At 69.7% G+C, this 26,529-nt stretch carries 21 protein-coding genes; 9 read left to right on the top strand and 12 right to left on the bottom strand.

Going from position 1 to position 26,529, the window contains the following annotated elements; genetic code table 11:
- Position 1: 1 nt before the first annotated feature.
- The gene (locus ACG02S_RS21600; RefSeq protein WP_394472556.1) at positions 2-916 is read right to left on the bottom strand and encodes a LysR family transcriptional regulator; all 915 of its coding nucleotides are present in this window, start codon (positions 914-916) and stop codon (positions 2-4) included.
- A 124-nt stretch (positions 917-1,040) separates the two neighbouring features.
- Here ACG02S_RS21600 and ACG02S_RS21595 point away from each other — a divergent pair, with 124 nt between their 5' ends.
- Together ACG02S_RS21595 and ACG02S_RS21590 are read left to right on the top strand one after the other, a co-directional pair.
- Complete coding sequence (locus ACG02S_RS21595; RefSeq protein ID WP_394472555.1) at positions 1,041-1,793, top strand: SDR family oxidoreductase; 753 nt, start codon at positions 1,041-1,043, stop codon at positions 1,791-1,793.
- A 67-nt stretch (positions 1,794-1,860) separates the two neighbouring features.
- A complete protein-coding gene (locus ACG02S_RS21590; RefSeq protein WP_394472554.1) occupies positions 1,861-2,547 on the top strand; it encodes a glutathione S-transferase family protein in 687 nt (228 codons plus the stop codon).
- Between the two features lie 38 nt (positions 2,548-2,585).
- On the opposite strand, the gene ACG02S_RS21585 is transcribed toward ACG02S_RS21590, so the two are convergent.
- Complete coding sequence (locus ACG02S_RS21585) at positions 2,586-3,452, bottom strand: hypothetical protein (protein ID WP_394472553.1); 867 nt, start codon at positions 3,450-3,452, stop codon at positions 2,586-2,588.
- Positions 3,453-3,706: 254 nt separating this feature from the next.
- On the opposite strand from ACG02S_RS21585, the gene ACG02S_RS21580 reads away from it, so the two are divergent.
- Both ACG02S_RS21580 and ACG02S_RS21575 read left to right on the top strand, forming a co-directional pair.
- Positions 3,707-5,086, top strand: a complete 1,380-nt coding sequence (locus ACG02S_RS21580; protein ID WP_394472552.1) for a TAXI family TRAP transporter solute-binding subunit — start codon at positions 3,707-3,709, stop codon at positions 5,084-5,086.
- An 84-nt stretch (positions 5,087-5,170) separates the two neighbouring features.
- A complete protein-coding gene (locus ACG02S_RS21575) occupies positions 5,171-5,494 on the top strand; it encodes a plasmid stabilization protein (protein ID WP_394472551.1) in 324 nt (107 codons plus the stop codon).
- 57 nt (positions 5,495-5,551) lie between these two features.
- Here ACG02S_RS21575 and ACG02S_RS21570 read toward each other — a convergent pair whose 3' ends face one another.
- From ACG02S_RS21570 to ACG02S_RS21530, 9 genes are all read right to left on the bottom strand, one after another.
- Complete coding sequence (locus tag ACG02S_RS21570; RefSeq protein ID WP_394472550.1) at positions 5,552-7,504, bottom strand: sialate O-acetylesterase; 1,953 nt, start codon at positions 7,502-7,504, stop codon at positions 5,552-5,554.
- A gap of 13 nt (positions 7,505-7,517) precedes the next feature.
- Entirely contained in the window at positions 7,518-9,083 is a 1,566-nt protein-coding gene (locus ACG02S_RS21565; RefSeq protein ID WP_394472549.1) for a glycoside hydrolase family 43 protein, read from the bottom strand.
- A gap of 1 nt (position 9,084) precedes the next feature.
- The gene (gene tkt / locus ACG02S_RS21560) at positions 9,085-11,073 is read right to left on the bottom strand and encodes a transketolase (protein WP_394472548.1); all 1,989 of its coding nucleotides are present in this window, start codon (positions 11,071-11,073) and stop codon (positions 9,085-9,087) included.
- Between the two features lie 5 nt (positions 11,074-11,078).
- Positions 11,079-12,026: a transaldolase gene (gene tal, locus ACG02S_RS21555; protein ID WP_394472547.1), complete on the bottom strand. Its 948-nt coding sequence runs from the start codon at positions 12,024-12,026 to the stop codon at positions 11,079-11,081.
- Between the two features lie 63 nt (positions 12,027-12,089).
- Positions 12,090-13,556 (bottom strand): xylulokinase, encoded by a 1,467-nt coding sequence (xylB, locus tag ACG02S_RS21550; protein ID WP_394472546.1) that lies wholly within the window; start codon positions 13,554-13,556, stop codon positions 12,090-12,092.
- Positions 13,557-13,570: 14 nt separating this feature from the next.
- Positions 13,571-14,887 (bottom strand): xylose isomerase, encoded by a 1,317-nt coding sequence (gene xylA, locus ACG02S_RS21545; protein WP_394472545.1) that lies wholly within the window; start codon positions 14,885-14,887, stop codon positions 13,571-13,573.
- A gap of 48 nt (positions 14,888-14,935) precedes the next feature.
- On the bottom strand, positions 14,936-16,492 hold the full coding sequence (locus tag ACG02S_RS21540) for an MFS transporter (RefSeq protein ID WP_394472544.1): 1,557 nt from the start codon (positions 16,490-16,492) through the stop codon (positions 14,936-14,938).
- A 45-nt stretch (positions 16,493-16,537) separates the two neighbouring features.
- Positions 16,538-18,187, bottom strand: coding sequence for a glycoside hydrolase family 43 protein (locus ACG02S_RS21535; protein ID WP_394472543.1), 1,650 nt, complete (start codon positions 18,185-18,187; stop codon positions 16,538-16,540).
- A 2-nt stretch (positions 18,188-18,189) separates the two neighbouring features.
- Entirely contained in the window at positions 18,190-19,719 is a 1,530-nt protein-coding gene (locus tag ACG02S_RS21530; RefSeq protein WP_394472542.1) for an MFS transporter, read from the bottom strand.
- A 241-nt stretch (positions 19,720-19,960) separates the two neighbouring features.
- Between ACG02S_RS21530 and ACG02S_RS21525 the strand changes: the two genes are divergently transcribed.
- The 5 genes from ACG02S_RS21525 (at position 19,961) to ACG02S_RS21505 (ending at position 26,163) form a co-directional block, all read left to right on the top strand.
- Positions 19,961-22,096: an alpha-glucuronidase family glycosyl hydrolase gene (locus ACG02S_RS21525; RefSeq protein WP_394472541.1), complete on the top strand. Its 2,136-nt coding sequence runs from the start codon at positions 19,961-19,963 to the stop codon at positions 22,094-22,096.
- 66 nt (positions 22,097-22,162) lie between these two features.
- A complete protein-coding gene (locus ACG02S_RS21520) occupies positions 22,163-23,251 on the top strand; it encodes a LacI family DNA-binding transcriptional regulator (RefSeq protein WP_394472540.1) in 1,089 nt (362 codons plus the stop codon).
- A 70-nt stretch (positions 23,252-23,321) separates the two neighbouring features.
- Positions 23,322-24,158, top strand: coding sequence for an NAD-dependent epimerase/dehydratase family protein (locus tag ACG02S_RS21515; RefSeq protein ID WP_394472539.1), 837 nt, complete (start codon positions 23,322-23,324; stop codon positions 24,156-24,158).
- Positions 24,155-25,126, top strand: a complete 972-nt coding sequence (locus ACG02S_RS21510; RefSeq protein WP_394472538.1) for an SMP-30/gluconolactonase/LRE family protein — start codon at positions 24,155-24,157, stop codon at positions 25,124-25,126. Before ACG02S_RS21515 ends, ACG02S_RS21510 begins: the two co-directional genes overlap by 4 nt.
- Positions 25,126-26,163, top strand: coding sequence for an aldose epimerase family protein (locus ACG02S_RS21505; protein WP_394472537.1), 1,038 nt, complete (start codon positions 25,126-25,128; stop codon positions 26,161-26,163). Before ACG02S_RS21510 ends, ACG02S_RS21505 begins: the two co-directional genes overlap by 1 nt.
- Here ACG02S_RS21505 and ACG02S_RS21500 read toward each other — a convergent pair.
- A complete protein-coding gene (locus ACG02S_RS21500; protein WP_394472536.1) occupies positions 26,137-26,523 on the bottom strand; it encodes a thioredoxin family protein in 387 nt (128 codons plus the stop codon). The two genes, ACG02S_RS21505 and ACG02S_RS21500, sit on opposite strands and share 27 nt — an antisense overlap.
- Positions 26,524-26,529 lie beyond the last annotated feature (6 nt).

Genomic DNA, 26,529 nt, shown 5'->3' with positions numbered 1-26,529 from the left:
CTCACCCTCCAGGCTGCGGCGCCGCTGTCGTGGCGCTCAACGCGGGAATCTTCGAGAACACGTCGGCGATGAAGTCCATGAACACAATGGCCCGCGTGGGCATCAGCCGGTTCGCGACATAGACCATCTGGACGGGCACGGCCGGCGGTGACCAGCCCGTCAGAATGAACTTCAGGCGGCCGCTCTTCAGCCCCTCGTCGAACAGCCACGCTGGCCCATGCCCGACCCCCAGGCCGGCGATGACCGCTGCGCGAACGGCGTCGGGCGAGTTGACCCGCAGCCTGCCCGACACCGGAATGTCGACATCGCGCAGGCGCCACGTCGCACCCGACGACAGCAACGTGTAGATCACGCAGTCGTGGTCGCGCAGGTCATCGGGGGTCTGCGGCACCCCGCGCCTGGCCAGGTAGTCCTCGCTGGCCACGAACACGCGCTCGTAGGAGCCCACGCGCCTCGCGCGCAGGGCGCTGTCTTCCAGGTTCCCGATGCGAATGGCGAGTTCGGTCCCTTCGTCCACCAGGTTGACGTAGCGGTCGCTGATCTGCAGGTCCAGCGTCAACCGGGGATGGCGCTCCAGGAACGCGGGCACGTGGGGCAGCACGAAGGCATGCGCCAGCGCGGTTGGGCAGGCCACGCGCAGCAGGCCCGACGGATCCACGGTCTGCCGGAAGGACGACTCCGACTCGTCCACGGCGTCGAGGATGCGCCGGATGTCGGCGTAGTAGCGCTCGCCTTCAGGGGTGAGGGTCAACTTGCGCGTGGACCGGTGCAGCAGCCGCGTCTGCAGGTGCTCCTCCAGGCCCGCCACATAGCGGCTGACGTTGGGTTGGCCCAGCCCGAGATCGCGCCCCGCAGCAGAAAAGCTGCCCGTCTCCACGGCACGGGCAAAGCAAGTCATCCACAGGAAGCGGTCCACTGCAGTCTCCAATTCATGCGCTCATTGCATGAAACCTATTTACGTGGGCCATCTTATCGATCCGAGTGCATGACTGCACAGTTCACCCCGTCGACCGAGGTGGTCGTCTCATCAGGAGAACTCAATGTTGCGCTTGCAAGGTAAACGTACCCTCATCACCGGTGGCACCAGTGGCATTGGCCTCGAAACCGCCAAGCAGTTTCTGGCCCAAGGCGCCCGCGTCATCGTCACCGGCGTGAACCCCGACTCGATCGCGAAAGCCCAGGCCGAACTGGGGTCCGAAGTCCCGGTGCTGCGGGCCGACTCGGCCAGCGTGACTGCCCAGAGGGAACTGGCGCAAGCCGTGCAGGACCACTACGGCCAGCTCGATGTCGCCTTCCTCAACGCCGGCATCTCCGTCTGGCTGCCCTTCCAGGATTGGACGGAAGCGATGTTCGATCGATCGTTCGACGTCAACGTCAAGGGCCCCTACTTCCTGTTCCAGGCGCTGCTGCCGGTGTTCGCGCGTACCGCGTCCGTCGTGCTGAACACGTCCGTCAGCGCCCACGCCGGTGCGGCGAACTCTTCGGTCTATGCGGCCACCAAGGCGGCCCTGCTGAACATGACGAAGACGCTGTCCACCGAGCTGCTGGATCGCGGCATCCGCGTCAACGCGGTCAGCCCCGGCCCCATCGAGACGCCGCTGTACGACAAGCTGGGCATTCCCGACGCCTACCGCGAGCAGGTCAACAAGGACATCGCCGCGTCCGTTCCGCTGGGCCGTTTCGGCACGCCGGAGGAGGTGGCCAAGGCCGTGCTGTACCTGGCGTCCGACGAGTCGCGCTGGACCGTGGGCTCGGAAATCGTGGTCGACGGCGGACGCCTGCTCAACCGCTGATACGCCGCTCGGCAAGGCACGGCAACGCTGCCGTGCCCCCTTCGTTCAACCGACTTCAGGTGCTGCCATGCCACTGCCCACACTCACCCTGGTGAGCCATCCCCTGTGCCCGTTCGTTCAACGGGCTGCCATCGTGCTGCTGGAAAAACAGGTGCCGTTCGAGCGCATCGACGTCGACCTGAGCCACAAACCCGACTGGTTCCTGGCGATGTCGCCCACCGGCAAGGTGCCGCTGCTGCAGGTGGACGCCGGCCACGGCGCCCAGGACGTGCTGTTCGAGAGCATGGCGATCTGCGAGTACCTGCAGGAGACGCTGCCCGGCGCCAGCCACTACCCCGATGACCCGCTGGCGCGCGCCCGGCAGCGGGCCTGGGTCGAGTTCGGATCGGCCGCGCTGGGCGACGCGTGGGGATTCCTGAACGCCAAGGATGCCGTCACCGGTCAGCAGAAAGCCGCCGCGTTTCAGGACAAGCTGGCCCAGATCGACAAGGTGCTGGGGTCGGGCCCGTACTTCGCTGGTGACGCCTTCGGCATGGTGGACGCCGTGTTCGCGCCGGTGTTCCGCTACTTCGATGTCCTGGACGCCGCGATCAGCGCGCCGCTTTTTGCCGGTGTGCCCCGCGTCCAGGCTTGGCGCCGGCAACTTGGCGCAAGAGCCAGCGTTGCAGCTGCCGTCTCCGCGGACTACCCGGCGCTGTCCCGCGCCCACCTGCAGCGCCAGAAGTCCTGGCTGGCGCAGCCGATGGACGCCTGAGCCCTGCGCCCGCGCGGCCCGGGCGGGGGGCGTCTCGTTCAGGGCTGGCCCGCGTCTTTCGATACCGGCTTTGCCGGCCCGACCTCCACCGCGCCCCGCACCGAGCGGTAGACGGCCTGCTCCACCAGCGTGTTGAGCTGCGTGACGATCTCGGCCGGTGAGACCTGCTCGATGACGTCGACGGACTTGGAATTGGGGTCGCTGTACTTGGTGTGCGAGAACTGCGGCTTGCGGGCGATGACGGCCAGCGTCTTCGCGTCCAGCGTCACGCGCTCGAAGGAGATGAACGGCGCCACGTACGACTTGTCCTTCTGCTGCTCGCCGGTGCGCGGGTTGGTGGTCGTGCGGTCGGGGTCCGCCAGGTCCTGCTTGCGGTCGATGCCGTCCTCGTCGAGCAGTTCCCACTGGTTGCCGGTGGGCTTGACGTAGATACCGATGCCGCCCAGCCGGTTGGGCATGCCCTCGCGCGACTCCCACGCGTAGCGCGGAAGGATGGCCTCGATGCGGTCCCAGTCGGCGCGCTGCGGCATCTGGGCCAGGCGCTCGCGCAGCGCATGGAGCACCAGCGCATCGCGGGACTCGAAGGACGCGTTCTTCAACTGCTCCGCCAGACCGGGGTTGGTGCTCCAGCGCAGCATGATGCGGCGCGATGTCGGCTCCTCGGCGGCCAGCGCGCTGTCCAGGCCGCGCAGCACGGCCATGTTCAGCAGCTGCGGGTCCACCTGCAGCGTTCGGCGCGAGAAGTCGTCAACGCTGCTGGCGCGCTTGCCGCGCTGCTTGACGATGCTGAGCTGGTCGCCAAGCGTGGAGATGATGGCGATGGTCGACGCCGGTGGGGCGGCCTGCTGGGCAGAGGCGGCCAACGGCAGCGCGAGGAGGGCCGCGACCCACAGCTTCTTGAACATCGATCACCCTCTCGTGTTGCGCTGGGGGCGGATGCTAATGCCAGAAATAAGGTGCGTCATCGCGGGAACGAGGGCTGGGCGGCTGCCTGGCGGTAACGGCGGCGTGACCGTCCTGCCGAAAGCCCTCGCATACGATGCGCCGCTCCTCCACCGGCAAAGGCCCAGCCCATGCGATGCATCGGCATCACCCTCATGCTCACCCGGGCGGCCGCGCATGCGCGCGAGCGCTGCTGCCCCACGCAGGCCTGCAATCCATGACCCCGATCCAGCAATGGCAGGCCACCCGCCGCCTGCACCTGCTGCTGCAGACGCTGCGCGACATGGTGGTCTCGATGGGGCCGCTGCTGCTGCTCGGCGGCGGGCTGCTGGTCGCGGCGTATGTGTGGCTGGATCCGCAGCCGCCGCGCGAGGTGCGGCTGGCCACGGGCCCGGCCGGCAGTGCCTATGCCAGCTTCGGCGAGGGCTATGCGAAGGCGCTGGCGCGCGAGCGCGTCCACGTGACGCTGATTCCCAGCGAAGGTGCGCTTGACGATCTGGCCCACCTGCGTGCGGGCACGGCCGATGTGGGCTTCGTGCGCGGCGGCATGGCCGATCCGGTGGCCGACACCGAGGCCGGCATCGTGTCGCTGGGCAGCCTGTTCTACGAGCCGGTCTGGATCTTCTACCGCCGCGATCTTGGCATCTCGCGCCGCCAGCCCGGCGGGGAACTGCAGCGCCTGGACCAGCTGCGCGGCCTGCGCGTCAATGTGGACCAAGACGGCAGCGGCGTGCCGCAGATCGTCGAGAAGCTGCTGGCGCTGAACCAGCTGAAGCCGGCCGACCTGCGCTTGTCCAACCTGGCACCCGGCGATGCCGGCGCGGCGCTGCGCGAGGGCCGGCTGGACGCCGCGGTGCTGATCTCGGCGCCGCAGGCCGGCCTGATCCGCGCGCTGCTGCGCGACCCGGCCATCGCGCTGATGGCCTTCGAGCAGAACGAGGCCTACTCCCGCCACCTGCCTTTCCTGTCGACCGTGAGCCTGCCGCGCGGCGTGGTGGACCTGGCGGCCGATCTGCCGCCGCACGACGTGCCGCTGCTGGCCACCACCACCGCGTTGCTGGCGCGCGAGCAGACGCACCCGGCGCTGCGCCAGCTGTTTGCGCAGGCGGCGCTGGGCCAGCACAGCGAGGCCGGCTGGTTCAACGGTGCGCGCGACTTCCCCAACACCCGCACCAGCGAGCTGCCGGTCAGCGCGGAGGGCGACCGTGCGATCAACGGCACGCCGCCGGCCTGGGCGCGCTACCTGCCCTTCTGGGCCGGGAATCTGCTGGAACGCATGTGGCTGGTGGTCGGCGGCCTGCTGGTGCTGATGCTGCCGCTGTCGCGCGTGGTGCCGCCGCTCTACACCTTCCGCGTGCGCTCGCGCGTGTTCCGCTGGTATGCGCGGCTGCGCGAGGTGGAAGCTCGGCTGGAGGCCGGCACCGGCCAGCGCGACGCATTGCTCGACGAGCTGGACGAGCTGGACCGTGTCACGCACCGCATCGCGGTCCCGCTGTCCTATGCGGAAGAGCTCTACGCGCTGCGCAACAACATCCATGCGGTGCGCAAGCGCCTGCTGGCGCAGCGGCCCCGGCTGCCGGAAAGGGCTGCCGGCTGATCAGCCTGTAAGCGGCGCCCAGTCCTACGCCCGAGCGTGCCTGGCGGTTGCAAGGTGGGGGCCTCGCAGTTCCAGGAGACCGCCATGCCCCGCGGTGACAAGTCGGCCTACACCGACAAGCAGAAGCGCCAGGCCCGCCACATCGAGAAGGGCTACGAAGCCCGCGGCTTGCCGGAGAAGGAGGCGGAGGCGCGGGCCTGGGCCACCGTCAATAAAGAGAGCGGCGGCGGCAAGCGGTCGGGCTCGGGGCGAGGCAAGGCAGTGGACCCAGCACCGTCCCGCAAGGGCGGTCGGCTCGGTGGCGCGGCAGCGGCCGGCCGCACAGCGGCTGAGCGTTCCGCTGCCGCCAGAAAGGCCGCCGCGACGCGCAAGCGCAATGCCGAAGCGCGCGCCGGCGCCCACCCCTGAGCCCCTAGCGGGACGCGAGCGCCAACTTCGACGAGGCCACGCCCGCCGGCGCGCCGACTAGTTCGGATACCGCTTGCCCGCCGTCTCCAGCGGCCAGTCGTCGCTGCGCAGCGGCGCGGCGGGCAGGCCGTCGGCCCCGGTGAGGTTGGACTCGCTGGGGTTGTCCATCCACGCATAGCGCACCGCTTGCGGCGCCTTCACGTCGGGGCTGCTGACCACCACGGCGTTGCCTTCGATGCGGGCCGTGGCCGGCACGAAGCGGCGGTCTGCGCCGGCCAGCACGAAGCCGCGCAGCGGCTCGCCAGTCCTGGCGGTGCGCAGGCCACCGGCCGTGTGCTTGAAGTGCAGCCAGGTCTCGCCACCGCGCAGCTCGACCTTCAGCAGTTGCGGCCCGCTGGCCGGTGACGCGCGCACGCCCTGGTCATGCAGCGCCAGCTGCGCCAGGCGGTCACCCAGCGTGCGCTTGTTGCGCGGGTGGATGTCGTTGGCGTCACCCACATCCAGCGCCACGGCCATCCCGGTGTGCTGCAACTTCAGGGCCTGGCCCTGCGCATCGCGCAGCTCGGCCCAGCCGCCCTGGCCCGGGCGGTTGTTCTGCAGCGGCAGGAAAGACGCCAGCTGCACGAAGAAGAACGGCAGCTTGGGATTGGCGAACTGGGAGCGCCAGTCGGTGATGAGTTTCTGGAAGTCGCCCGCGTAGGCGGCTGCGCGGCCGGTGTTGCTTTCGCCCTGGTACCAGAGCACGCCGCGCAAGCCCAGCCCCTGCAGCGGCGCGATGAGACCGTTGTGCGCCAGCGTGGGTGCGTCGTTGGCGGTGGGCGCGGTGTTCACACGCGCCTGCTCCACACGGGCGCGCCAGGGGCCGGCCAGGCTGACGTTGCCGGCTGCCGTGTCCAGCCGCATCGAGGCGGCATCGCCATGGAAGCCGCCGCCACCGCCGCTGTCGGTCACGCGCGCGGCGATCCAGTTGGCGCCCGCGCGCAGCACGCCGGCCGGCAGCGGGTAGGCGCGCGGCTGGTCGTAGCCGCACTGGCCGCCGACCTTCTGGCCATTGACCCAGACCTCGTCGCAGTCGTCCACCTTGGCCAAGTGCAGCTGCGCCGCGCCGGCCGCTTGGGCGGCGCTCAGCTCGACCTTGCGGCGCAGCCAGACGACGCCGTCCACATCGGCCAGGCCCTGGCCTTCCCACACGCCCGGCGCCTTCAGCGTGGGCCAGTCGGCGTCGATGTCGCCGGCGGCGGACCACGCGCTGGCGTCCACGCCCTGCCAGGCCAGACCGGGTTGCCAGGCCTTCACACGGCCTTCGACCAGCTCGCGGCGCTGCCGCACGAACTCATCGCCACTGGCCGGCAGCGCCTTCACGGCGGCGGCGAGCGCCGGGTCGCTGGCCGTCAGCTCGCGGCGCATCCAGGTCTCCAGATGCGAGCCCCCCCAGGCCGTGTTGACGAGACCGATGGGCACCCCCTGCACAGCCTGCATCTGGCGCGCGAAGTGGTAGCCCACGGCGCTGAACTCGCCCACGGTGCCGGCCTCGGCAACGACCCAGGCCGCGGGCGCGATGTCGGCCTCGGGCGTGAGGCTGGCGCGCAGCGGCACGCGCAGGTGGCGCAGCTGCGCGTTCTGCGGCGACGCCACCTCGTGCGCGCCGGTGTCCGTCTGCGACAGCGGCCACTCCATGTTGGACTGGCCGCCCAGCAGCCAGACGTCGCCGATCAACACATCCTGCAGGGCGGCGCTGCCATCGCCGCTGACGCTCAAACGGTGCGGGCCGCCGGCCTTCAGCGCCGGCAGCGTGGCCCGCCAGCGGCCGTCGGCGCCGACAGCGGCGCTGGCCTTGCGGCCGGCCAGCTCGACGGCCAGCGTGCGGCCCGGCGTGGCCCGGCCCCAGATATGGATGGGCTGCTCGCGCTGCAACACCATGTGGTCGCCGAACACCGTGGCCAGGCGCACCTCGGCCTGGGCGCTGGCGGCAGCCAGCGCGATCAACAGCAGGGCGGTCTTTTGGGTCATGTTGAATGTCTCCTCAGCGTGCGTAGAGTGCCAGAGCGAAGTCTGCCGGACGGCCCCCTTTGTCGCGCAGCGGTCTGTCGTCCAGCAGCGCTTCGCCACCGGCGTAGGCATCGCGACGGCTGGCGCGCAGGAAAAGGGTCGATGCGCCCTTCTCGCCGTACAGCGCCAGCGCGTAGCGGCGGCCGACCTTCAGTGTGACGGCCGGGTGGCCGCTCAGGTCGAAGCTCAGCAGGCCGGCGCCCTGCGGCCTGTAGGCAAAGGCCAGGCCGTCGTCGCCCAGCAGCTCGGTGCCCGCTGCCACGTCGCGCAGCGACAGCCGCAGCGCGCGGGACTCGCCAGTGCCATGGCCGTCGCCGGCATACAGGCTGATGCGACCCAGCGCGAGGTCGGCTGCCGGCGTGAACGTCTGCACCAGCCGGCTCGCGCCGCCATCGCTGTTGAAGCCCACGGCCTGCGGCGCCTGCTCGAACGGGTCGGTCACCGAGGCCAGTGCCGGCTGGCCCGGCCAGGCCCGTGGGTAGCCCTGCACGAACTGCTGCACCGCCACGCGCGGATCCGAGGTGCCGGGGTCAGGCAGCGCGGGCGCCTGGCCCGCAGGCGGCCTGAGCGGCGCGCTGATGCCGGCCTCGGTCTGCGTGAACGGCCACATGCGGCCGTCGGCGTCGTAGTGCAGGTACGCCGCCGTCACCGAGCGCCGGCCCAGCGCGCCGCTGCGGCCGTCCGGCAGCGTTAGCGCGGCGTTGTGCGCGAACAGGTAGCTCTGGCCCTGGAAGTCGTCGACGAGGCCGGCATGGATGGTGAAGCTCTTGTGAGCCGGGCCGGTCAGCAGGCCCTGGTAGGTCCAGGGGCCGCGCGGGCCCGGTGCGGTGGCGTAGGCCAGATGCTCCCAATGCCCCTGGTGCGCCATGGCCGCGTAGGTCAGGTAGTACAGGCCTTTGCGTTTGGACAGCCACGGTCCCTCGGTGTAGTTGGGGAGCGCGATCTTCTCGATGGGGCCGTCCAGCTCGGTCATGTGGGGCTTGAGCCGGGCCAGGTAGAGCACCGGGTTGCCCCAGGCCAGCCAGGCGCTGCCGTCGTCATCGATGAAGACGGTGGGGTCGATGTCGTCCCAGCCGTAGGGGCTGGGCGTGCTGCTCTCGGTGACGAGGGCCGAGCCGCGGGCGTCCTTGAATGGGCCCAGCGGGTGGTCCGCCACCGCCACGCCGATGGCCTTGCCTGGGTGCGTGTCGTCGTGCTGAACCGTCGTGTAGAGAAAGAACTTGCCGCCGCGCTGCACCACCTGCGCCGCCCACGCGTCGCGCACCGCCCACTTGAAGTCGGTGGGCTTCATCACCGGGCCGTGCGCGGTCCAGTGGCGAAGATCCTTGGACGAATAGGCCAGCCACTCGTTCATGCGGAACAGGTCACCGTCGCGAGCCTCGTCGTGGCCTACGTAGAGGTAGACCGTGTCGCCCACCACCAGCGGCGCGGGGTCCGCGGTGAAGCGGTCGCGCAGCAGCGGGTTGCTGCCGGGCGCGGGCTGGGCCGCCGCGGTCAGCGCGGCCAGCGCCAGCAGCAGGCAGGGCAGCGCGGCGCGCATCTCAGCGACCCACGCAGCCGAGGCCAGCCTCGACGACCGCTTGCACGGTCAGGCCGAAATGGGCGTGCAGCGCGGCGGCGGGGGCCGATTCACCGAAGCTGTCGATGCCCACCACGGCGCCTTCCAGCCCGACGTACTGGCGCCACCCGGCCGTGACGCCGGCCTCCACCGCCACACGCGGCACGCCGGGAGGCAGCACGGCACGGCGCCAGGCTGCGTCCTGCTGCTCGAACACATGGCAGGACGGCAGCGACACGACACGCGCGTTGACGCCCTGCGCGGCCAGCTCCCGCTGCGCCTTGACAGCCAGGTCCAGCTCGGAGCCGGTGGCGATGAGCACCAGCTGCATGGGCCGGGTCTTGTCCTCGCCCACGAGCACGTAGCCGCCGCGCTTGATCGCCTCCACGGTCTCCGGGTTGCGCGCCTGATGGGGCAGGTTCTGGCGGGACAGCACGAGGCACGTCGGTGTGTGCCGGTGCGCCACGGCGGTCTGCCAGGCCGCCAGCGTCTCGACCGCGTCGCCAGGACGCCAGACATCGAGGTTGGGCACCAGGCGCAGCGTCGCGAGCTGCTCCACCGGCTGGTGCGTGGGGCCGTCCTCGCCCAGGCCAATGGAGTCGTGCGTGAACACGTAGATCGAGTTGCTGCGCATCAGCGCCGCCATGCGGATGCCGTTGCGTGCGTACTCCGAGAACATCAGGAAGGTACCGGCGAACGGCCGGAAGCCGCCGTGCAGCGCGATGCCAGTCTGGATGGCGACCATTGCGAATTCGCGCACGCCGTAGTGCAGGTAGTTGCCGCCGGACTCTGCCTTCTCGACGGAGCGGCAGCCGGTCCATTGCGTGAGGTTGGACGGCGCCAGATCGGCCGAGCCGCCCAGCAGCTCGGGCAGCGCGGGTGCCAGCAGGTTGATGCTGTTCTGCGAGGCCTTGCGTGAGGCGATCGTCTCGGCCTTGGCGACGGTGTCGGCAAGCTGTGCTTCGCAGCGCGTGGCGAAGTCGGTCGGCAGTTCGCCGCGCACGCGGCGCATGAACTCGGCCGCGCGAGGATGGGCGGACAGCCGGGCCTCCCATTCGTGCTGCGCCACCGCGCCGCGCTCGCGGGCATCGAGGGGAGCGCGCGCCTCGCCGGGCACGACGAAGGGCGGGTGCGTCCAGTTCAGCGCCTCACGCACGGCCGCCACCTCGGCGGCGCCCAACGGTGCGCCATGCACGTCGTGGCCGCCGGCCTTGTTGGGCGAGCCCTTGCCGATGACGGTGCGGGCGCAGATCAGCGTGGGCTTGCCAACATCCTCGGTGGCCTGCTTCAGCGCGGCGTCGATGGCGTCGACGTCGTGGCCGTCGACGTTGCGGATGACGCGCCAGCCGTAGGCTTCGAAGCGGGCCGGTGTGTCGTCGCCGAACCAGCCCTTCACATCGCCGTCGATCGAGATCCCGTTGTCGTCGTAGATGACGACGAGCTTGCCCAAACCCCAGGTGCCGGCCAGCGAGCAGGCCTCGTGCGAAATGCCTTCCATGAGACAGCCGTCGCCGCAGAACACGAAGGTGCGGTGGTCCACCAGAGTCTGGTCGGCGGTGTTGAACTCGGCGGCAAGCAGCTGCTCGGCCAGCGCCATGCCGACGGCGTTGGCGAGGCCCTGGCCCAGCGGGCCGGTGGTGGTCTCGACGCCGGGCGTCAGGCCCACCTCGGGGTGGCCGGGCGTCTTGCTGTGCAGCTGGCGGAAGGCCTTCAGCTCAGTCATCGGCAGGTCGTAGCCGCTCAGGTGCAGCAGCCCGTACAGCAGCATGGAGCCGTGCCCGTTGGACAGCACGAAGCGGTCACGGCCGGGCCAGGCCGGGTCGGCCGGGTTGTGGCGCAGGTGGCGACTCCACAGCACGGCGGCGAGGTCGGCCATGCCCATGGGCATGCCGGGGTGGCCGGAGTTGGCCTGCTGCACGGCGTCGACCGCCAGCATGCGCAGCGCGTTGGCGGCGAGGGTGAGGTCTTGCATGGTCTTCAGGCTTGGATGGAGCGGATCAGCTGCTCCAGCGTTTCGGTGTCGGCGATGAACTGCTGGATGCCGTCGTTCAGCTTCTCGCTGGCCATCGCGTCGGCGGCCAGCGCGGCGTTGAACTCGCTTTCGGTCATCGCGGCGGGCTTGGCTTCGACGGTCGTTGCGGGCAGCAGGCGCCGCTCGACGGGCGTGCTCGCCGCGTTCAGCTCGGCCAGCAGGTTGGGGCTGATGGTCATCAGGTCGCAGCCGGCCAGCGCGATGATCTGCCCGCTGTTGCGGAAGCTCGCGGCCATCACCTCGGTCTGGATGCCGTGGCGCTTGTAGTGCGTGTAGATCTCGACGACGGAGCGCACGCCGGGGTCGTTGGGGCCGGCCATCGCGGCCTCATCCCAGCTGCTGCCGGAGGTCTTCTTGAACCAGTCGTAGATGCGGCCCACGAAGGGCGAGATCAGCTGCACGCCGGCATCGGCGCAGGCCTTGGCCTGGGCCAGGCAAAACAGCAGCGTCAGGTTGGTGCGGATGCCCTGCTGCTCCAGCTCGCGGGCAGCCTGGATGCCGGCCCAGGTGGACGCGAGCTTGATCAGTACGCGCTCGCGCGGCACGCCGGCGGCGGCGTAGAGCTGAATGATGCGGCGCGCGGTGGTGACCGACGCGGCGGTGTCGTGCGACAGCCGAGGGTCAATCTCGGTGGACACGCGGCCGGGCACGACGTTCAGGATCTCCACGCCGAAGGCCACCAGCAGGTGCTCGGCCACGGCGCCGACAGCGGCGCCCGGATGCGAGGCGACAGCCAGCTCCAGCAGCGTGTAGTAGCGCGGCTGCTGCACGGCCTTCAGCACGAGGGAGGGGTTGGTCGTTGCGTCCTGCGGGCGGAACTGGGAGAGCTGATCGAAGTCTCCGGTGTCGGCGACGACGGTGGTGTGTTGGCGGAGCTGATCGAGGCTGTTCATATTTTGGGCAAAGCGCGGCCCTGCCGCTTGACGCGGCGTGACCTCAAAGGGTGAAGAAACGGGTTAGCTGAACTCGCTGCGCAGCGCGGTGTAGAGGCGCTGGAAGCGTTCAAAGCGGGGCTGCAGTGCGGCAGCCAAGGCTGGATCGGGTTCGGCGACGCGGGCGATGTCGGGCGTGCGGCAGACCTGGTCCACCGTGCCGCCGGTGGCCAGCCAGGCCAGGCGGGCGGCGCCGAGCGCCCCACCGGCTTCGGCGCCGACGCCATTGACCAGGCGCACGTTCAAAAGAGAGGCGAGCAGCTTGGCCCACCACGCGCTGCGCGCACCGCCGCCCACCAGCCAGAGCTGCTCGGCATGGCCACCACCGGCCTGCAGGGCCTGCCAGCCGTCCAGCAGCGCGAAGCCCACGCCCTCGAGCACGGCATAGCCCATCTCGGCCACGCCATGTTCATGCGTCAGGCCGAAAAACACGCCCTGCGCGTTGGCATTGTTGTGCGGGGTGCGCTCGCCGCTCAAGTAGGGCAGGAAGATGGGCGCCTGCTGGCGCTGCGTGTCGGTCATCGCCGCGGCCTTGCCGATCAGATCGGCCTCGCCGCCGGGTATGCCCAACATCAGTGTGACCCAGCGCAGCGCGCTCGCGGCGCTGAGGATGACGCTCATTTGGTGCCAGGTGTCGGGCAGTGCATGGCAGAAGGCATGCACTGCGCGTGCCGGGTTGGGGCTGAAGGCCTCGTTGCACAGGAAGATGACGCCCGACGTTCCGAGCGACAGGAAGCCGTCGCCCGGCTTGACGACGCCCATGCCGACGGCGCTGGCGGCGTTGTCGCCACCACCGCCGGCGACCGGGATCCCAGTGGGCAGGCCCCAGCGCTGCGACAGCTCGGGCTTCAGCGCGGCGCTGGCCTCGCTGCCCTCGACGAGGCGGGGCATGTGGGATTCGTTGAGGCCGGTCAGCGCCAGCGCTTCGGCAGACCAGCGGCGCTGCGCGACGTCCAGCCACAGCGTGCCGGCGGCGTCGCTCATCTCGCTGAAGAACTCGCCGGTGAGGTGCAGGCGCAGCCAGTCTTTCGGCAGCAGTACCTTGGCGACGCGCGCGAACAGGTCGGACTCGTGCTGGCGCATCCACGCGAGCTTCGGCGCGGTGAAGCCGGGCATTGCCAGGTTGCCGGTGATGGCCGGCAGCTCGGGGCAGGCGGCCATCAACTCGGCGCACTGCGGGCCGCTGCGGCCGTCGTTCCACAGGATGGCCGGGCGTAGCACCTTGTCGGCCGCGTCCAGCGTGACGGCGCCGTGCATCTGACCGGACAGGCCGATGCCGCGCACCTGTGCCAGCGCAGCGCCGTGGTCTTGCTTGAGCTTGGCCATGCCGGCATCGAGCGCGGCCCACCAGTCGGCGGGGTTCTGCTCACTCCACAGCGGCTGGGGCCGCTGAACGGTGAGCGCCACGCCGGTGGTGGCGATGATCTGGTGCTGCTCGTTAAGAAGCAGCAGCTTGATCTCGGAGGTGCCGAGGTCGATGCCGAGGAACATGGACAGAGACCCGATCAGACGAAGTTGTTGACGATGTTTTCCAGGCGCTCTTGACGGCCGGAACGCGGGGCAGGCGAGATGCCTTGGGCGTGCACCAGCGAAGCCAGATCGTCCAGCGATGCACCCCCGTGGATCTTCTTGCCCAGGTCGCCTTCCCAACCGGCGTAGCGGTCGGCCACGACCTTCTCCAGCTGGCCGCTCTCAAACAGCGCAGCAGCGCTCAGGAAGGCGCGGGCCATCGTGTCCATGCCGCCGATGTGCCCTTCCAGCTGGTCGATGGGGTCGATGGACTGGCGGCGTACCTTGGCGTCGAAGTTGGTGCCGCCGGTGGTGTAGCCACCCGCGCGGATCATCTCCAGCATGGCCGGGACGAGCTGCACGTGGTTGTTCGGGAACTGGTCGGTGTCCCAGCCCAGTTGCTCGTCGCCGCGGTTGGCGTCCAGCGAGCCGAAGATGCCCAGGGCGCAGGCGGTGGCCACTTCATGCTCGAAGCTGTGGCCAGCCAGCGTGGCGTGGTTCACCTCGATGTTGACCTTGACCTCGTTCTCCAGGCCATAGGTCTTCAGGAAGCCGTAGACGGTGGCGCTGTCGTAGTCGTACTGGTGCTTGGTGGGCTCTTGCGGCTTGGGCTCGATGAGGATGGTGCCCTTGAAGCCGATCTTGTGCTTGTGCTCGACGACGGACGAAAGGAAGCGGCCGTACTGGGCCAGCTCGCGCTTGAGGTCGGTGTTCAGCAGGGTCTCGTAGCCTTCACGGCCGCCCCACAGCACGTAGTTCTGGCCGCCGAGCCGGTTCGTCCACTCCAGCGCATGCTTGACCTGCGCGGCGCCGTAGGCATAGACCTCGGGGTCGGGGTTGGTGGAGGCACCGCTCATGAAGCGGCCGTGCGAGAACAGGTTGGCCGTGCCCCACAGCAGGCCGACCTTGCCGTCTTGCATCTTCTTGGCGGCGGCTTCGAGCAGGCCGTCGAGGATGCGGTTGGACTCGGCAAGCGTCGCGCCTTCGGGCGCCACGTCGCGGTCATGGAAGCACCAGTAGGGCAGACCCAGCTTGGCGAAGAAGTCGAACGCGGCGTCCAGCTTCATGTACGCGGCCTTGATGGGGTCCGCCTCGTTGAACCATTCGCGCTGGAACACGGTGTTGCCCAGGCCGAAGACGTCCTCGCCCTTCCAGCAGAAGTTGTGCCAGTAGCAGACGGCCGGGCGCAGGTGCTCGGCCAGCGTCTTGCCCAGCACGACGCGATTGGCGTCGTACCAGCGGTAGGCCAGCGGGTTGGTGGAGTTCTGGCCTTCGTACTTGACGACGGGGAGATCGGAATAGGCGGTGCTCATGGCGAGGTCCTTACTACGGGAAATGGGTTGGTACGAAGAAAGAGACGGTCAGGCGGTGGCGGGCACGGCGCTGGCGCCGCCCGTCGTGTCGTTGCCATCGTTGGCGTTGGCCTTGCGGCGACGCTGGTCGAGCTCGTCGGCCATGCGCAGCGTGGTTTCTTTGTCCAGCTTGTTGGCCAGCAGGCACAGGGTGCAGGCCGCGAACAGCGCGCCCACGACGAAGCTGGATGCGACGCGGTAGCCCTCGATGGCGCCAGGCGCTGTCGGGATTTGCGTGTCGTAGCCGAAGAAGCCGGCCAGCAGCCACAGCAGGCTGGCCGAGCCCAGCGCCAGGCCGGCCTTCAGGGAGAAGCCGATGGTGGCGAACACCATGCCGGTGAAGCGGCGGCCAGTCTGCCATTCGGAGTAGTCGGCCGCGTCGGCGTACATGGACCACATGACGGCGACTGTCGGCGCGTAGACGATGGCCGACAGTATGTGCAGGCCCAGCATGGCCCACACGGCATCCGGCGGCAGCAGGTACATGGCGCAGGCCGTCAGCGTGCACAGGCCGAAGCACCAGACGCCGATGGCGCGGCGGCCGTAGCGCGCCGACAGGCCCATGGACAGCAGGATGACGACGATGGTCGTCGCCGTGCCGGCCATGTTGATGATGCTGTTGAACACGTCGGCCACGTTGGAGCTGGCCAGCTGGTCGCGCGTGCCGTGCACGATGTAGCCCAGGCTGTCGGCCAGGCTGCCGGTGCTGGACGCGTCGGGCGTCGTCAGGCCCAGCGCCGCGACGAAGTCGAACATGGCGGCCTTGTCGGCGTAGTGGTGGTAGTAGTTGTAGTGCGCGCCACCGCGCAACGCCAGCATGCCGAACTGGAACAGCGTGTACAGCACCAGCGCGATCCAGGGGCCGTTCTTCAGCAGGTCGGAGAAGTCCTGCTTGGGTGACGACTGGGTCTGCACGATGGGCTTGATGCGCTCCTTGGTCGTGAAGAAGGTGACGAGGAACAGCACCAGGCAGGCGACGGCCCAGATGGTCATGGTCATCTGCCAGCCGTGGGCGCGGTCATGCCCCTGCGCGAACTTGGCCACCAGGGGCAGCGTGAAGCCACCCACCGCGAACTGCGCCACGTTGACCGACACGAAGCGGAACGAGTTCAGCTTGGTGCGCTCGTTCAGGTCGCCGGTCATGACACCGCTCATGGCCGAGTACGGCATGTTGTTCATGCTGTACAGCGTCATCAGCAGCGTGTTGGTGATGCCCGCGTAGGCGATGACCATGCCGGTGCTCCAGCCCCACGCCGGGTCCGGCGCCGTGTAGGCCAGCACCATGACGACGGCCCACGGCACGGACGTCCACAACACCCAGGGGCGGAACTTGCCCCAGCGCGTGTTGGTGCGGTCAGCCAGCACGCCCATGACGGGGTCGAAGATCGCGTCCCACAGGCGCGGCCACAGCAGGATGGCCGCGGCCGTGTTGGCGCTGAGGCCGAACACGTCCGTGTAGAAGTTCAGCTGGAACAGGATCATCGACATGAAGACCAGATTGGCCGCGGCGTCGCCGCAGCTGTATCCGGCCTTCTCGATGAAGGACAGGGGCTGGTGGGTGCTCATGCTTGTCTCGCGTTGTCGTTGTTATGGGCCGGCAGTCTGCGCTGCTCAGTCCTTGGCCTGGTAGCTCAGATAGTCGAAGTCGGCATGCTTGCGCGTGCCGGCCAGGTCCTGGCAGGCGATGCCGACGAAGTTGCCGGTGAAGCCGAAGCTGCTGGCAAAGCCGTTGACGAAGCGGGTCGCGAACTCGTCGCTGAGCATGGCAGTGTCCAACGCCGGGCCCACCGCCTTCCAGGGCTGGTCGCCCTGGCGGAAGTAGAAGCGGTAGTGGTCGTGGCTGAACTCCAGCGCCAGGTCCACGGGGCCGGCCGCCAGCGTGATGGGCTCGCTGACGGCGGCGATGGCCGCGTCGCGGTTCACATGCAGACAGACGACGCGCTCGTGGCTGTCCAGGTCGCGCGTCACGTGCAGGTAGGCGTGGTTGCGCGTGTTGTAGTAAGCGACCAGGCCGGCCATCTGGTGGAAGTTGTCGGGCTCGAAGTCCACGCGCGTCTCGACACGGGCATTGAAGTGCTGCTGGCGGCGCGCGACCAGGCTCTGGTCGAACAGGCTCATGAGCGACTCGCGGCCGGTCAGGCGCAGGTGGCCGGGGCGGGCGGTGAGGGACGCCCAGCTTTCGTCGAAGGGCTTGCGCAGCGAGTTCAGGTGGCCGCTGAAGACGGGGCTGTCGAAGTCGTCGCGTGCAGGCTCGGCCGGGAACGGATGCGGCGGCAGGTCAGGCGGGGCGATCTTCAGGCTGGGCTGCTGTCCGCCGACGACCTCGGGCCAGTCGTCGTCGCGCCAGCGCAGGCGCTGCAGCGCGGTCTCGCGGCCCAGCGGGCAGTGCAGGCCTTCGTAGCCGCCTGCGGGGTTCTGCTTGGCGGCGTTGGGGCCGGTCCATTCCAGTGGACGGCCGCACAGGTGGGCCATGAACCACTCGCCGCCGGCCGTCTCGACCCAGCTGGCGTGGCCGCTGCGCTGCAGGCCGTCGGTGGGCTTCTGCCAGGCGGTCAGCAGCGGGTTGCCGGGCAGCGTCTCGTAGGGGCCGTCGATATGGCGCGAGCGGGCCAGCGTCACGGCGTGCTCGTAGAAAGTGCCGCCCTCGGCGGTCAGCAGGTAGTACCAGCCGTTGCGCGTATAGAGGTGCGGGCCTTCGACGACGCCCAGCGGCGTGCCGGCGTAGATGTTCTTGACGGGGCCGACCAGCTTCTTGGCTTCGTGGTCGTACTCCTGCAGCAGGATGCCGTTGAAGTGATGCTTACCGGGCTTGTGCGTCCATTGCTGGTTGATGAGCCAGTGGCGGCCATCCGCGTCGTGGAACAGGCTGGGGTCGAAGCCGGAGCTGTTCAGGTAGATGGGCTCGCTCCACGGGCCGTCGATGCTGGGCGCCGTGATCAGGTAGTTGTGCGTGTCCTTGAACGCGCCGATGGTGGAGCGCACGTCGGTGTAGATCAGCCAGAACTGGCCGCCCGAGTAGCTCAGGCAGGGCGCCCAGACGCCGGCGGAGTCGGGGTGGCCGGTCAGGTCCAGCTGGCTGGTGCGCGTGCACGCGTAGCTGTGGTGGCGCCAGTTGACGAGATCCTTTGAGTGGTGGATGCGCACGCCCGGCCACCACTCGAAGGTGGATGTGGCGATGTAGTAATCGTCGCCATCAGCACCCGGCACGCGGCAGATGGAGGGGTCGGCATGGAAGCCCGGCAGGATGGGATTGGTGATCATCGTCAGGGGGTCGCAGGAAGAAGGGAAGCCGGGCCGCGGTGCGAACGGCCGGCGTAGGTGAGCAGGGCGCCGATGAGGCCCAGGCCGATGGCGGCCGTCAGCGCCTGGGCGGCGCCGGAGAACTTGGCGGCGGCCACGCAGGCCTGCCAGTTCGCGGCGATGAGCGCGGTCAGCCCCAGGCCCAGGAGCGCCAGCACGCCGCCGGCCGTCAGCAGGCCGCGGTGGCGCTGCGTCAGGTCCAGCGCGGCGTCCAGGTTCACGCGCTCGAAGCGGCCGCGGAACCAGAACCAGAAGATGGCCAGGCTGGTCAGGTGCATGGCGCCGGCGTAGACGAAGGCCCATTGCTGGGTGCCAGTCCACTGCACGGTCAGCGCGGTCAGCAGCGTGATGAACATGCCGCCGATGCCGCCGGCCGTCGCGCCCAGGCCTATGACGGCGCCGGACACCTGGGTCGGGAACAGGTCGGTGGCCGAGGTCATCAGGTTGGCCGACCAGGCCTGGTGGCAGGCCGTGGCCAGCGTGATGAGCGCCACGCAGATGGCGAAGCTGTCGGTCCAGTAGGCCAGGATGCTGCCCGGCATGCAGGCCGCGAACAGGCCCATCGTCACCATGCGCGCCTTGCCCACGGGCCAGCCCCGCTTCGTCAGGTGGCCGGACAGCCAGCCGCCGAAGATGGAGCCGACGCTGGAGCCGAGGTAGATGAGCGCGACGAGGCCGGCGCTCTTCAGCGGGTTCTGACCGCGCTCGCGCTCCAGGTAGGAGGGCAGCCAGAACAGGAAGAACCACCACACCGGGTCGGTCAGCATCTTGCCCAGAAGGAAAGGCCAGATCTGGCGGTAGCGCAGCAGCGCGGTCCAGGGCAGGCGCAGCGTCTGCGTGGCGGGCGGCTGGCCGGCGCGGATGTGGGCCAGCTCGGCGGCTGACAGCTGCGGGTGCTCCTCGGGCGCGTGGAAGCCGCGCTGCCAGAACACCAACCACAGCAGGCCCGCAGCGCCGATGGCGATGAAGGCGGACTGCCAGCCGAAGGTCAGGGCCAGCCAGACGGTGACCGGCGACGCGATGATGCCCAGCGCCGTGCCGCTGTTGAACAGCCCGGTGGCGAGCGCGCGCTCCTGCTGCGGGAACCACATCGCCACCGTCTTGATGGCGGCCGGGAAGTGCGCTGCCTCGGCCATGCCCAGCAGGAAGCGCACGACGACCAGGCCCATCACCGTCGCGACCAGCCCGTGCGCGGCCGAGGCCAGCGACCACAGGATCAGCGCCAGGCCCAAGCTGCGCTTCACGCCGAAGCGGTCGATGGCCGTGCCGATCAGCGGCGGGAAGGCGGCGTAGGCGGCGGTGAACGCGAAGGTGATCCAGCCGTAGTCGGCATCGGTCAGCGCCAGGCCGCCGGCCTCGAGGGGCTGCTGCAGGCTGGTCTTCAGCACTGACAGCGCGTTGCGGTCGATGTAGTTGATCGTCGTCGCGACGAACAGCAGCGCGCAGATCCACCAGCGCTGGCGGCCCACGGCCGCGGTGCTTGTCGTCGACATCACGCAGCCCGTCCGGATGCTGCGTTGGTAGCGCTAGCGGGGTTGGCCTGGGTAAACCCCTGTCGCAAAAGCGACGTGTCAGGTGTTCCAGGCGCGTTGTGGTTCAAGACTCTGTCTCCGTGAGCGATGGTCGCCGGCCGACCGTCGAATGACAGTTGCCGGACGCAAATGTAGCGCTACCATTTGGGTTCGCGCAAGCCGGGGAAACCGCGCAAGCGTCCGAACCCGAACAGGAGACGAGATGAAGTTCACAGGCAAATGGCTGGCGGCCACGCTGTTGGCGCTGGCGCCCGTCTGGGCGATGGCCGAGGACGGCTACGAGCTGTGGCTGCGCTACCGGCCGCTGCAGGGCCCGGCACTGACGCAGCTGAAAGCCGGCGCCAGGACCATCGTCCGCACCGGCGCGGATTCGCCCACGCTGCAGGCCGCCGTGGCCGAGCTGCAGCGCGGCGTTGCCGGCATGACCGGACGTGATCCGGCGCTGACTTCGCGCATCGCACCCGGTGCGCTGGTGCTGGCCACGCCCGCCAGCGCCCCCGCGGGCCTGGCGATGCCCTGGGCCGAACTCGGCACGGAAGGCTATGCGCTGCGCCGCGCGAAGCTGCAGGGCGCCGACGTCACCGTCATCGCCGCCAACAGCGACATCGGCCTGCTGTACGGCACCTATGCGTGGCTGCGCGCGGCGCAGACCGGTGCCGACCTGGCCAAGCTGGACCAGCGCTCGGTGCCGAAGATCGGCCTGCGCCTGCTGAACCACTGGGACAACCTGGACCGCCATGTCGAGCGCGGCTACGCCGGCGCGTCCATCTGGGACTGGTGGAAGCTGCCCGAGATCCTGGACGCCCGCTACACCGACTACGCCCGCGCCAATGCGTCACTGGGCATCAACGGCACGGTGCTGAACAACGTCAACGCCAAAGCCGACTCATTGACTGCGCCCTGGCTGGCCAAGGCTGCTGCGCTGGCCGACGTGTTCCGGCCCTACGGCATCAAGGTCTACCTGTCGGCGCGCTTCTCGGCACCCGTGGAACTGGGCGGGCTGAAGAAGTCCGACCCGATGGACCCGGCCGTGCGCGCCTGGTGGAAGGCCAAGGCGGACGAGATCTACAAGACCATCCCCGACTTCGGCGGCTTCCTCGTCAAGGCCAACTCGGAAGGCCAGCCCGGCCCGCAGGACTACGGCCGCCACCACGCCGACGGCGCCAACATGCTGGCCGAAGCGCTGGCGCCGCATGGCGGCGTCGTGCTGTGGCGCGCCTTCGTCTATGCGCCCGAGGCCAAGGACCGCGCCGCGCAGGCCTTCGACGAGTTCAAGCCGCTGGACGGGAAGTTCGCGCCCAACGTCATCGTGCAGGTGAAGAACGGTGCCATCGACTTCCAGCCGCGCGAGCCCTTCCACCCGCTGTTCGGCGCCACGCCCAGGACGCCGCTGGCGTTGGAGCTGCAGATCACGAAGGAGTACCTGGGCTTCTCGACGCACCTGGTCTATATGGGCCCGCTGTTCGAGGAAGTGTTGAAGGCCGACACCGGCCACGGCGGCACGGTGGCGCGCGTGGTGGACGGCAGCCTGGCGAAGCACAAGCTGACCGCCATTGCTGGTGTCGCCAACATCGGCGCGGACCGCAACTGGAGCGGCTCGCAGTTCGACCAGGCCAACTGGTATGCCTACGGCCGCATGGCCTGGGACCCGGACCTGGGCGCGGCCGACGTGGCGCGCGACTGGGTGGCGCAGACCTTCACGGCCCGCCCCGCAGCGCGCGACGCCATCGTGAAGCTGATGCTGGACTCGCGCGAAGCGGTCGTGGATTACATGACGCCGCTGGGCCTGCACCACCTGATGGGCACGGGCCACCACTACGGCCCCGCGCCCTGGGTGGATAACCTGGAGCGCGCCGACTGGAACCCGACCTACTTCCACCGCGCGTCCAAGGACGGCATCGGCTTCGACCGCACGGCCACCGGCAGCAACGCTCTGGCGCAGTACGCGCCGGCCATCGCGAAGCGCTGGGCCGACCCGCGCACGACGCCGCCCGAGCTGCTGCTGTGGTTCCACCACCTGCCGTGGGACCACGCCATGCCGTCGGGCCGCACGCTGTGGGCCGAGCTGATCGCGCGCTACGACCGTGGTGTCGCGACCGTGGCCGACATGCGCCGCCGCTGGGCCGCGCTGCAGCCCGACATCGACGCCGCCCGCCACGCCCAGGTGACGGCCTACCTCGCCCAGCAGGAGCGCGAGGCGCGCTGGTGGCGCGACGCCTGCATCGCCTACTTCCAGTCGGTCTCCGGCCTGCCGCTGCCGGCCGGCACGCGGCTACCGGAGCGCAGCCTGCAGGACTACCAACGGCAGAGCTTCCCGTATGCCCCTGGCAAGGGATGAGGGGCTGTTGAAGGCGATGGTGGAAAATCGCCGTTCTCCAAGAACAACGAACTATCGAGGTGCCCATTGAAGCCAAACGCGCGCCAGGGGCGTAGCACCAAGGTCGCCACCATTGCCGACGTGGCCAGCCTGGCCGGCGTGTCGCCCATGACGGTCTCGCGCGTCGTCAACGGCGAACAGAACGTCCGGCCCGGCACGCGCGACAAGGTGCAGGCCGCCATAGCGGCGCTGAACTACCTGCCCAACCAGGCCGCGCGCCGGCTGGCGGGTTCGGAGCCTATCCGCATCGGCATGCTGTACATCGACCCCAGCGCCGGCTACCTCAACGAGTTCCTGATCGGCCTGCTGAACAAGAGCAGCCTGAGCCACGTGCAGCTCATCGTGCAGCGCTGCGACGCGGCGCGCGACGGCGAGGAGAAGCCGGTGGCCGAGATGATCGCCAACGGCATCGACGGCCTCATCCTCCCGCCGCCGTTCTGCGACTCGCAGCCGCTGCTGAAGCTGGTCGCCGAGACCGACACGCCGGCCGTGGCCGTGTCCGCCGGCCAGCCGCCCGAGGACGTCTGCGCGGTGGGCATCGACGACTTCCAGGCCGCGTACGAGATGACGCGCCACCTGCTGAACCTGGGCCACCACCGCCTGGGCTTCATCATCGGCGACCCCTACCAGCGCAGCAGCTCGCGCCGCCTCGCGGGCTTCCACGCGGCGATGACCGACGCGGGCCTGAACATCGAGGAAGAGGAGGTCGTCGCGCAAGGCATGTTCACGTACCGCTCGGGGCTGGATGCGGCCGAATTCCTGCTGTCGCAGGAGCAGCGCCCCACGGCCATCTTCGCCAGCAACGACGACATGGCCGCTGCCACTGTGGCCATTGCCCACCGCTTCGGCCTGGACGTGCCCAGCGACCTGACGGTGGTGGGCTTCGACGACGCGCCGCTGGCGACCACCATCTGGCCCGAACTGACCACCGTGCGCCAGCCCATCATGGAAATGGCCGGCGCAGCTGTGGACCTGCTGGTGCGCCACATCCGTGCGCGCCGCTCCGGCGAGCCCTTGCCCTGCGAGCATGTGCTGAAGGATTTCGAGCTGATCCGCCGCCAGTCCGACGCTGCGCCGAGAACCCGGCCCAAGCCCTTGGCCCAGGCACGCCGCTGAACGCGGGCGTGCCGGGTCTCCAGCCGGGCCGGCGTCCGGCTTGGACCTCTTCGATCACCTGGATGACGACATGGAACAACTGACCGGCCTGCGCTTCAAGCGCCTGCTGCTGACCGGCGCTGCCGGCGCCCTGGGCCGCATGCTGCGCCCGCGCATGAAGCGCTACTGCGAGACGCTGCGCGTGTCCGACCTCGCGGCGATGGACCCGGCCGGTGACGGCGAGGAAGTCGTCGTCGCGCCGCTGGAAGACGAGGCCGCGATGTACGAGCTGCTGGACGGCGTGGACGCCGTGCTGCACTTCGGCGGCGTGTCCGTCGAGAAGCCGTTCTCCACCGTGCTGCCGGCCAACATCGTCGGCGCCTACAACCTGTACGAGGCCGCGCGCCGCCGCGGCACCAAGCGCATCGTCTTCGCCAGCTCCAACCACGTGACCGGCTTCTACAGCCAGGGCGAGACCATTCCCGCCCACGTCGTGCCGCGGCCGGACAGCTACTACGGCCTGTCCAAGGCCTTTGGCGAAAACCTGGCGCAGTTCTACTTCGACCGCCACGGCCTGGAGACGGTGAGCATCCGCATCGGCTCCTGCCTGCCCGAGCCGCAGGACCGCCGCCACCTGTCCAGCTGGATCAGCCACGACGACATGGAGCGGCTGCTGGTCGCCGCGCTGACGGCGCCGGTGGTGGGCCACAGCATCGTCTACGGCGCCAGCGACAACCGCACGACCTGGTGGGACAACAGCCAGGGCAAGCATGTCGGTTACCGCCCGCAGGACAGCTCCGAGACCTGGCGCGCCGCCGTCGAGGCCAGGCAGCCGCACATCGACCCGACGCGCCCCGAGGCGCGCTACCAGGGCGGCGCCTTCGTCGTGCTGGGGCCCTTCGACTTCGCCGGCCAGGGCCCCAAGTGAGCGGCCCGCGCATCCCCTTCCAGCCCGCCTCGCGCCTGCCCGACGCGGCCTTCGAGATCCTCGCCCCCGAGGGGCGCGAGCTGCGGCTGTTCTCGGCGGGCGTGGAGCAACTCGCCACCGGCCTGCAGTGGGCCGAAGGCCCGGTGTGGTTCGGCGATGGCCGCTACCTGCTGGTGTCCGACATTCCCAACGACCGCATCCTGCGCTGGGACGACTGCAGCGGTCAGGTCAGCGTGTTCCGCCAGCCGGCCGGCAATGCCAACGGCCATGCGCGCGACGCGCAGGGGCGGCTGGTCAGCTGCGAGCACCTGGGCCGGCGCATCACGCGCACGGAGTTCGACGGCCGCATCACCGTGCTGGCCGATGCGTTTCATGGCAAGCCGCTGAACTCACCCAACGACATTACCTGCGGGCCGGACGGTAGCCTCTGGTTCACCGACCCCGAGTTCGGCATCGCCAGCGACTGGGAAGGCCTGCGCGCCACGCCCGAACAGCCGCACGGCGTCTACCGCATCGACGCGAAGACCGGTGGGTTGCAGCGCGTCATCGATGACCTCGCCGGGCCCAACGGCCTGGCCTTCACGCCCGATGGCCAGCGGCTGCTGGTGGTTGAGAGCCGCGCACAGCCGCACCGGCTGATCTGGTCCTACGCCGTCAACGGCGCGGCGGTCAGCGACAAGCAACTGCTGATCGACGCCGAAGGCCCTGGCGCCTTCGACGGCATCGCGCTGGACACGCAGGGTCGCATCTGGTGCGGCTTCGGCGGCGGCGGCCAGCCGGGTGTGGACCCGGCGCTGCTGGACGGCGTGCGCGTGTATTCGTCCGAGGGCAAGCCGCTGGCGCACATCCACCTGCCCGAGCGCTGCGCCAACCTGTGCTTCGGCGGCGCCAAGGGCAACCGATTGTTCATGGCCAGCAGCCACTCGCTGTACGCGCTGTACGTGAACGCCCGCGGGTTCGTGCGCTGATGGCTGCCGGCATCACCACGCGTGACTACGGTTGCCTGCCGGACGGTCGTGTCGTCCACGAGTACCGCCTCGACGACGGACACGGCCTGGTGCTGACGGCGCTGGACTGGGGCGGCATCGTCACCGGCCTGTGGCTGCCTGGCCTGGCCGACAGCGTCGTGCTGGGAATGGCCGACCTGGACGCCTACCTGGCGGGCGCCGGCTCGCACCTGGGCGTCATCGCGGGGCGCTATGCCAACCGCATTGCCGGTGGCCGCTTCGACCTGGACGGTGTGCGCCACGAACTCGCCGTCAACGACGGCCGCAACTGCCTGCATGGCGGCCCGGCAGGCTTCGGCGCGTCGCTGTGGCAGGCCACGCCGCAGCCGGTAGGCGCGGGTGGCAGCGTCAGCCTGCTGCTGCAGCGCGAGAGCCCGCACGGCGAGATGGGCTTCCCCGGCACGCTGCAGGTGGCCGTGCGCTACACGCTGGGCGCCGACCTGAGCTGGCGCGTGGACTACGAGGCCGCCTGCGACCGGCCCACGGTCGTCAACCTGACCTCGCACGCCTACTTCAATTTGGCTGGCGCCGAGTCCGGCGCGGCGCTGGACCACTGCCTCACGCTGCACGCCGGCCGCTATACCGTGCCCGACGCGCAGGGCATTCCGCTGCACCATGCTGCGGTGGACGGCACTGCGTTCGACTTCCGCAAGGCGCGTTCGATCGGCAGCGATGTGGGCTACGACCACAACTGGCTGCTGGATCACCCGCGGGATGGCGCGCTGCACCCGGCCGCACGCCTGCATGATCCTGCGTCGGGCCGGGTCATGGACATCCTGACGACCGAGCCGGCGATCCAGTTCTACGCCGGCACCTGGATGGACGGCTCGCTGGCCAGCCGCGGCGGCCGGCCCTACCGGCGCGGTGCCGGGCTGTGCCTGGAGACCCAGCACAGCCCCGACTCGCCCAACAGGCCTGTGGGCCCGGACTGGCCCAGCACCGTGCTGCGGCCGGGCGAGGTGTTCAGGTCGTCAACGCTGCATCGCTTCAGCATCTGAGCTGGGCGCGGCGGGCGCTGCGGGCGCGGTGTCGAGCCGCGCCAGCGCGTCCGTGATCTCGGCAGCGCTGCCGGGGCGCACCACGCGCGCCACTTCGCGCCCGTCCTGAAGCACCACCAGCGTGGGCCACAGCTTCACGCTGTACGAGCGGCCCAGGGGACGACCGCGGCCGTCTTCGATCTTCAGATGCTGCAGTGGCGCGCCCGCCCGGTGCGCGTCCAGCGCGCTGGCGATGGCCGGCTGCGCTGCCTGGCAGATGCTGCACCAGTTGGCGCCAAATTCGAGGACCGTGGGGCCGCGCATTGCGTCGACGTCGGCGCGGCTGGGTTCCTGGCTGGAGTATTGCGGGGTGGCGGTCATGGTCGG

Source organism: Pelomonas dachongensis (genome assembly GCF_043555865.1).
GTDB lineage: Bacteria > Pseudomonadota > Gammaproteobacteria > Burkholderiales > Burkholderiaceae_C > Pelomonas > Pelomonas dachongensis.
Note: the sequence above shows the minus strand (reverse complement) of the source record. Positions and strands in the feature narration are given on the sequence as shown.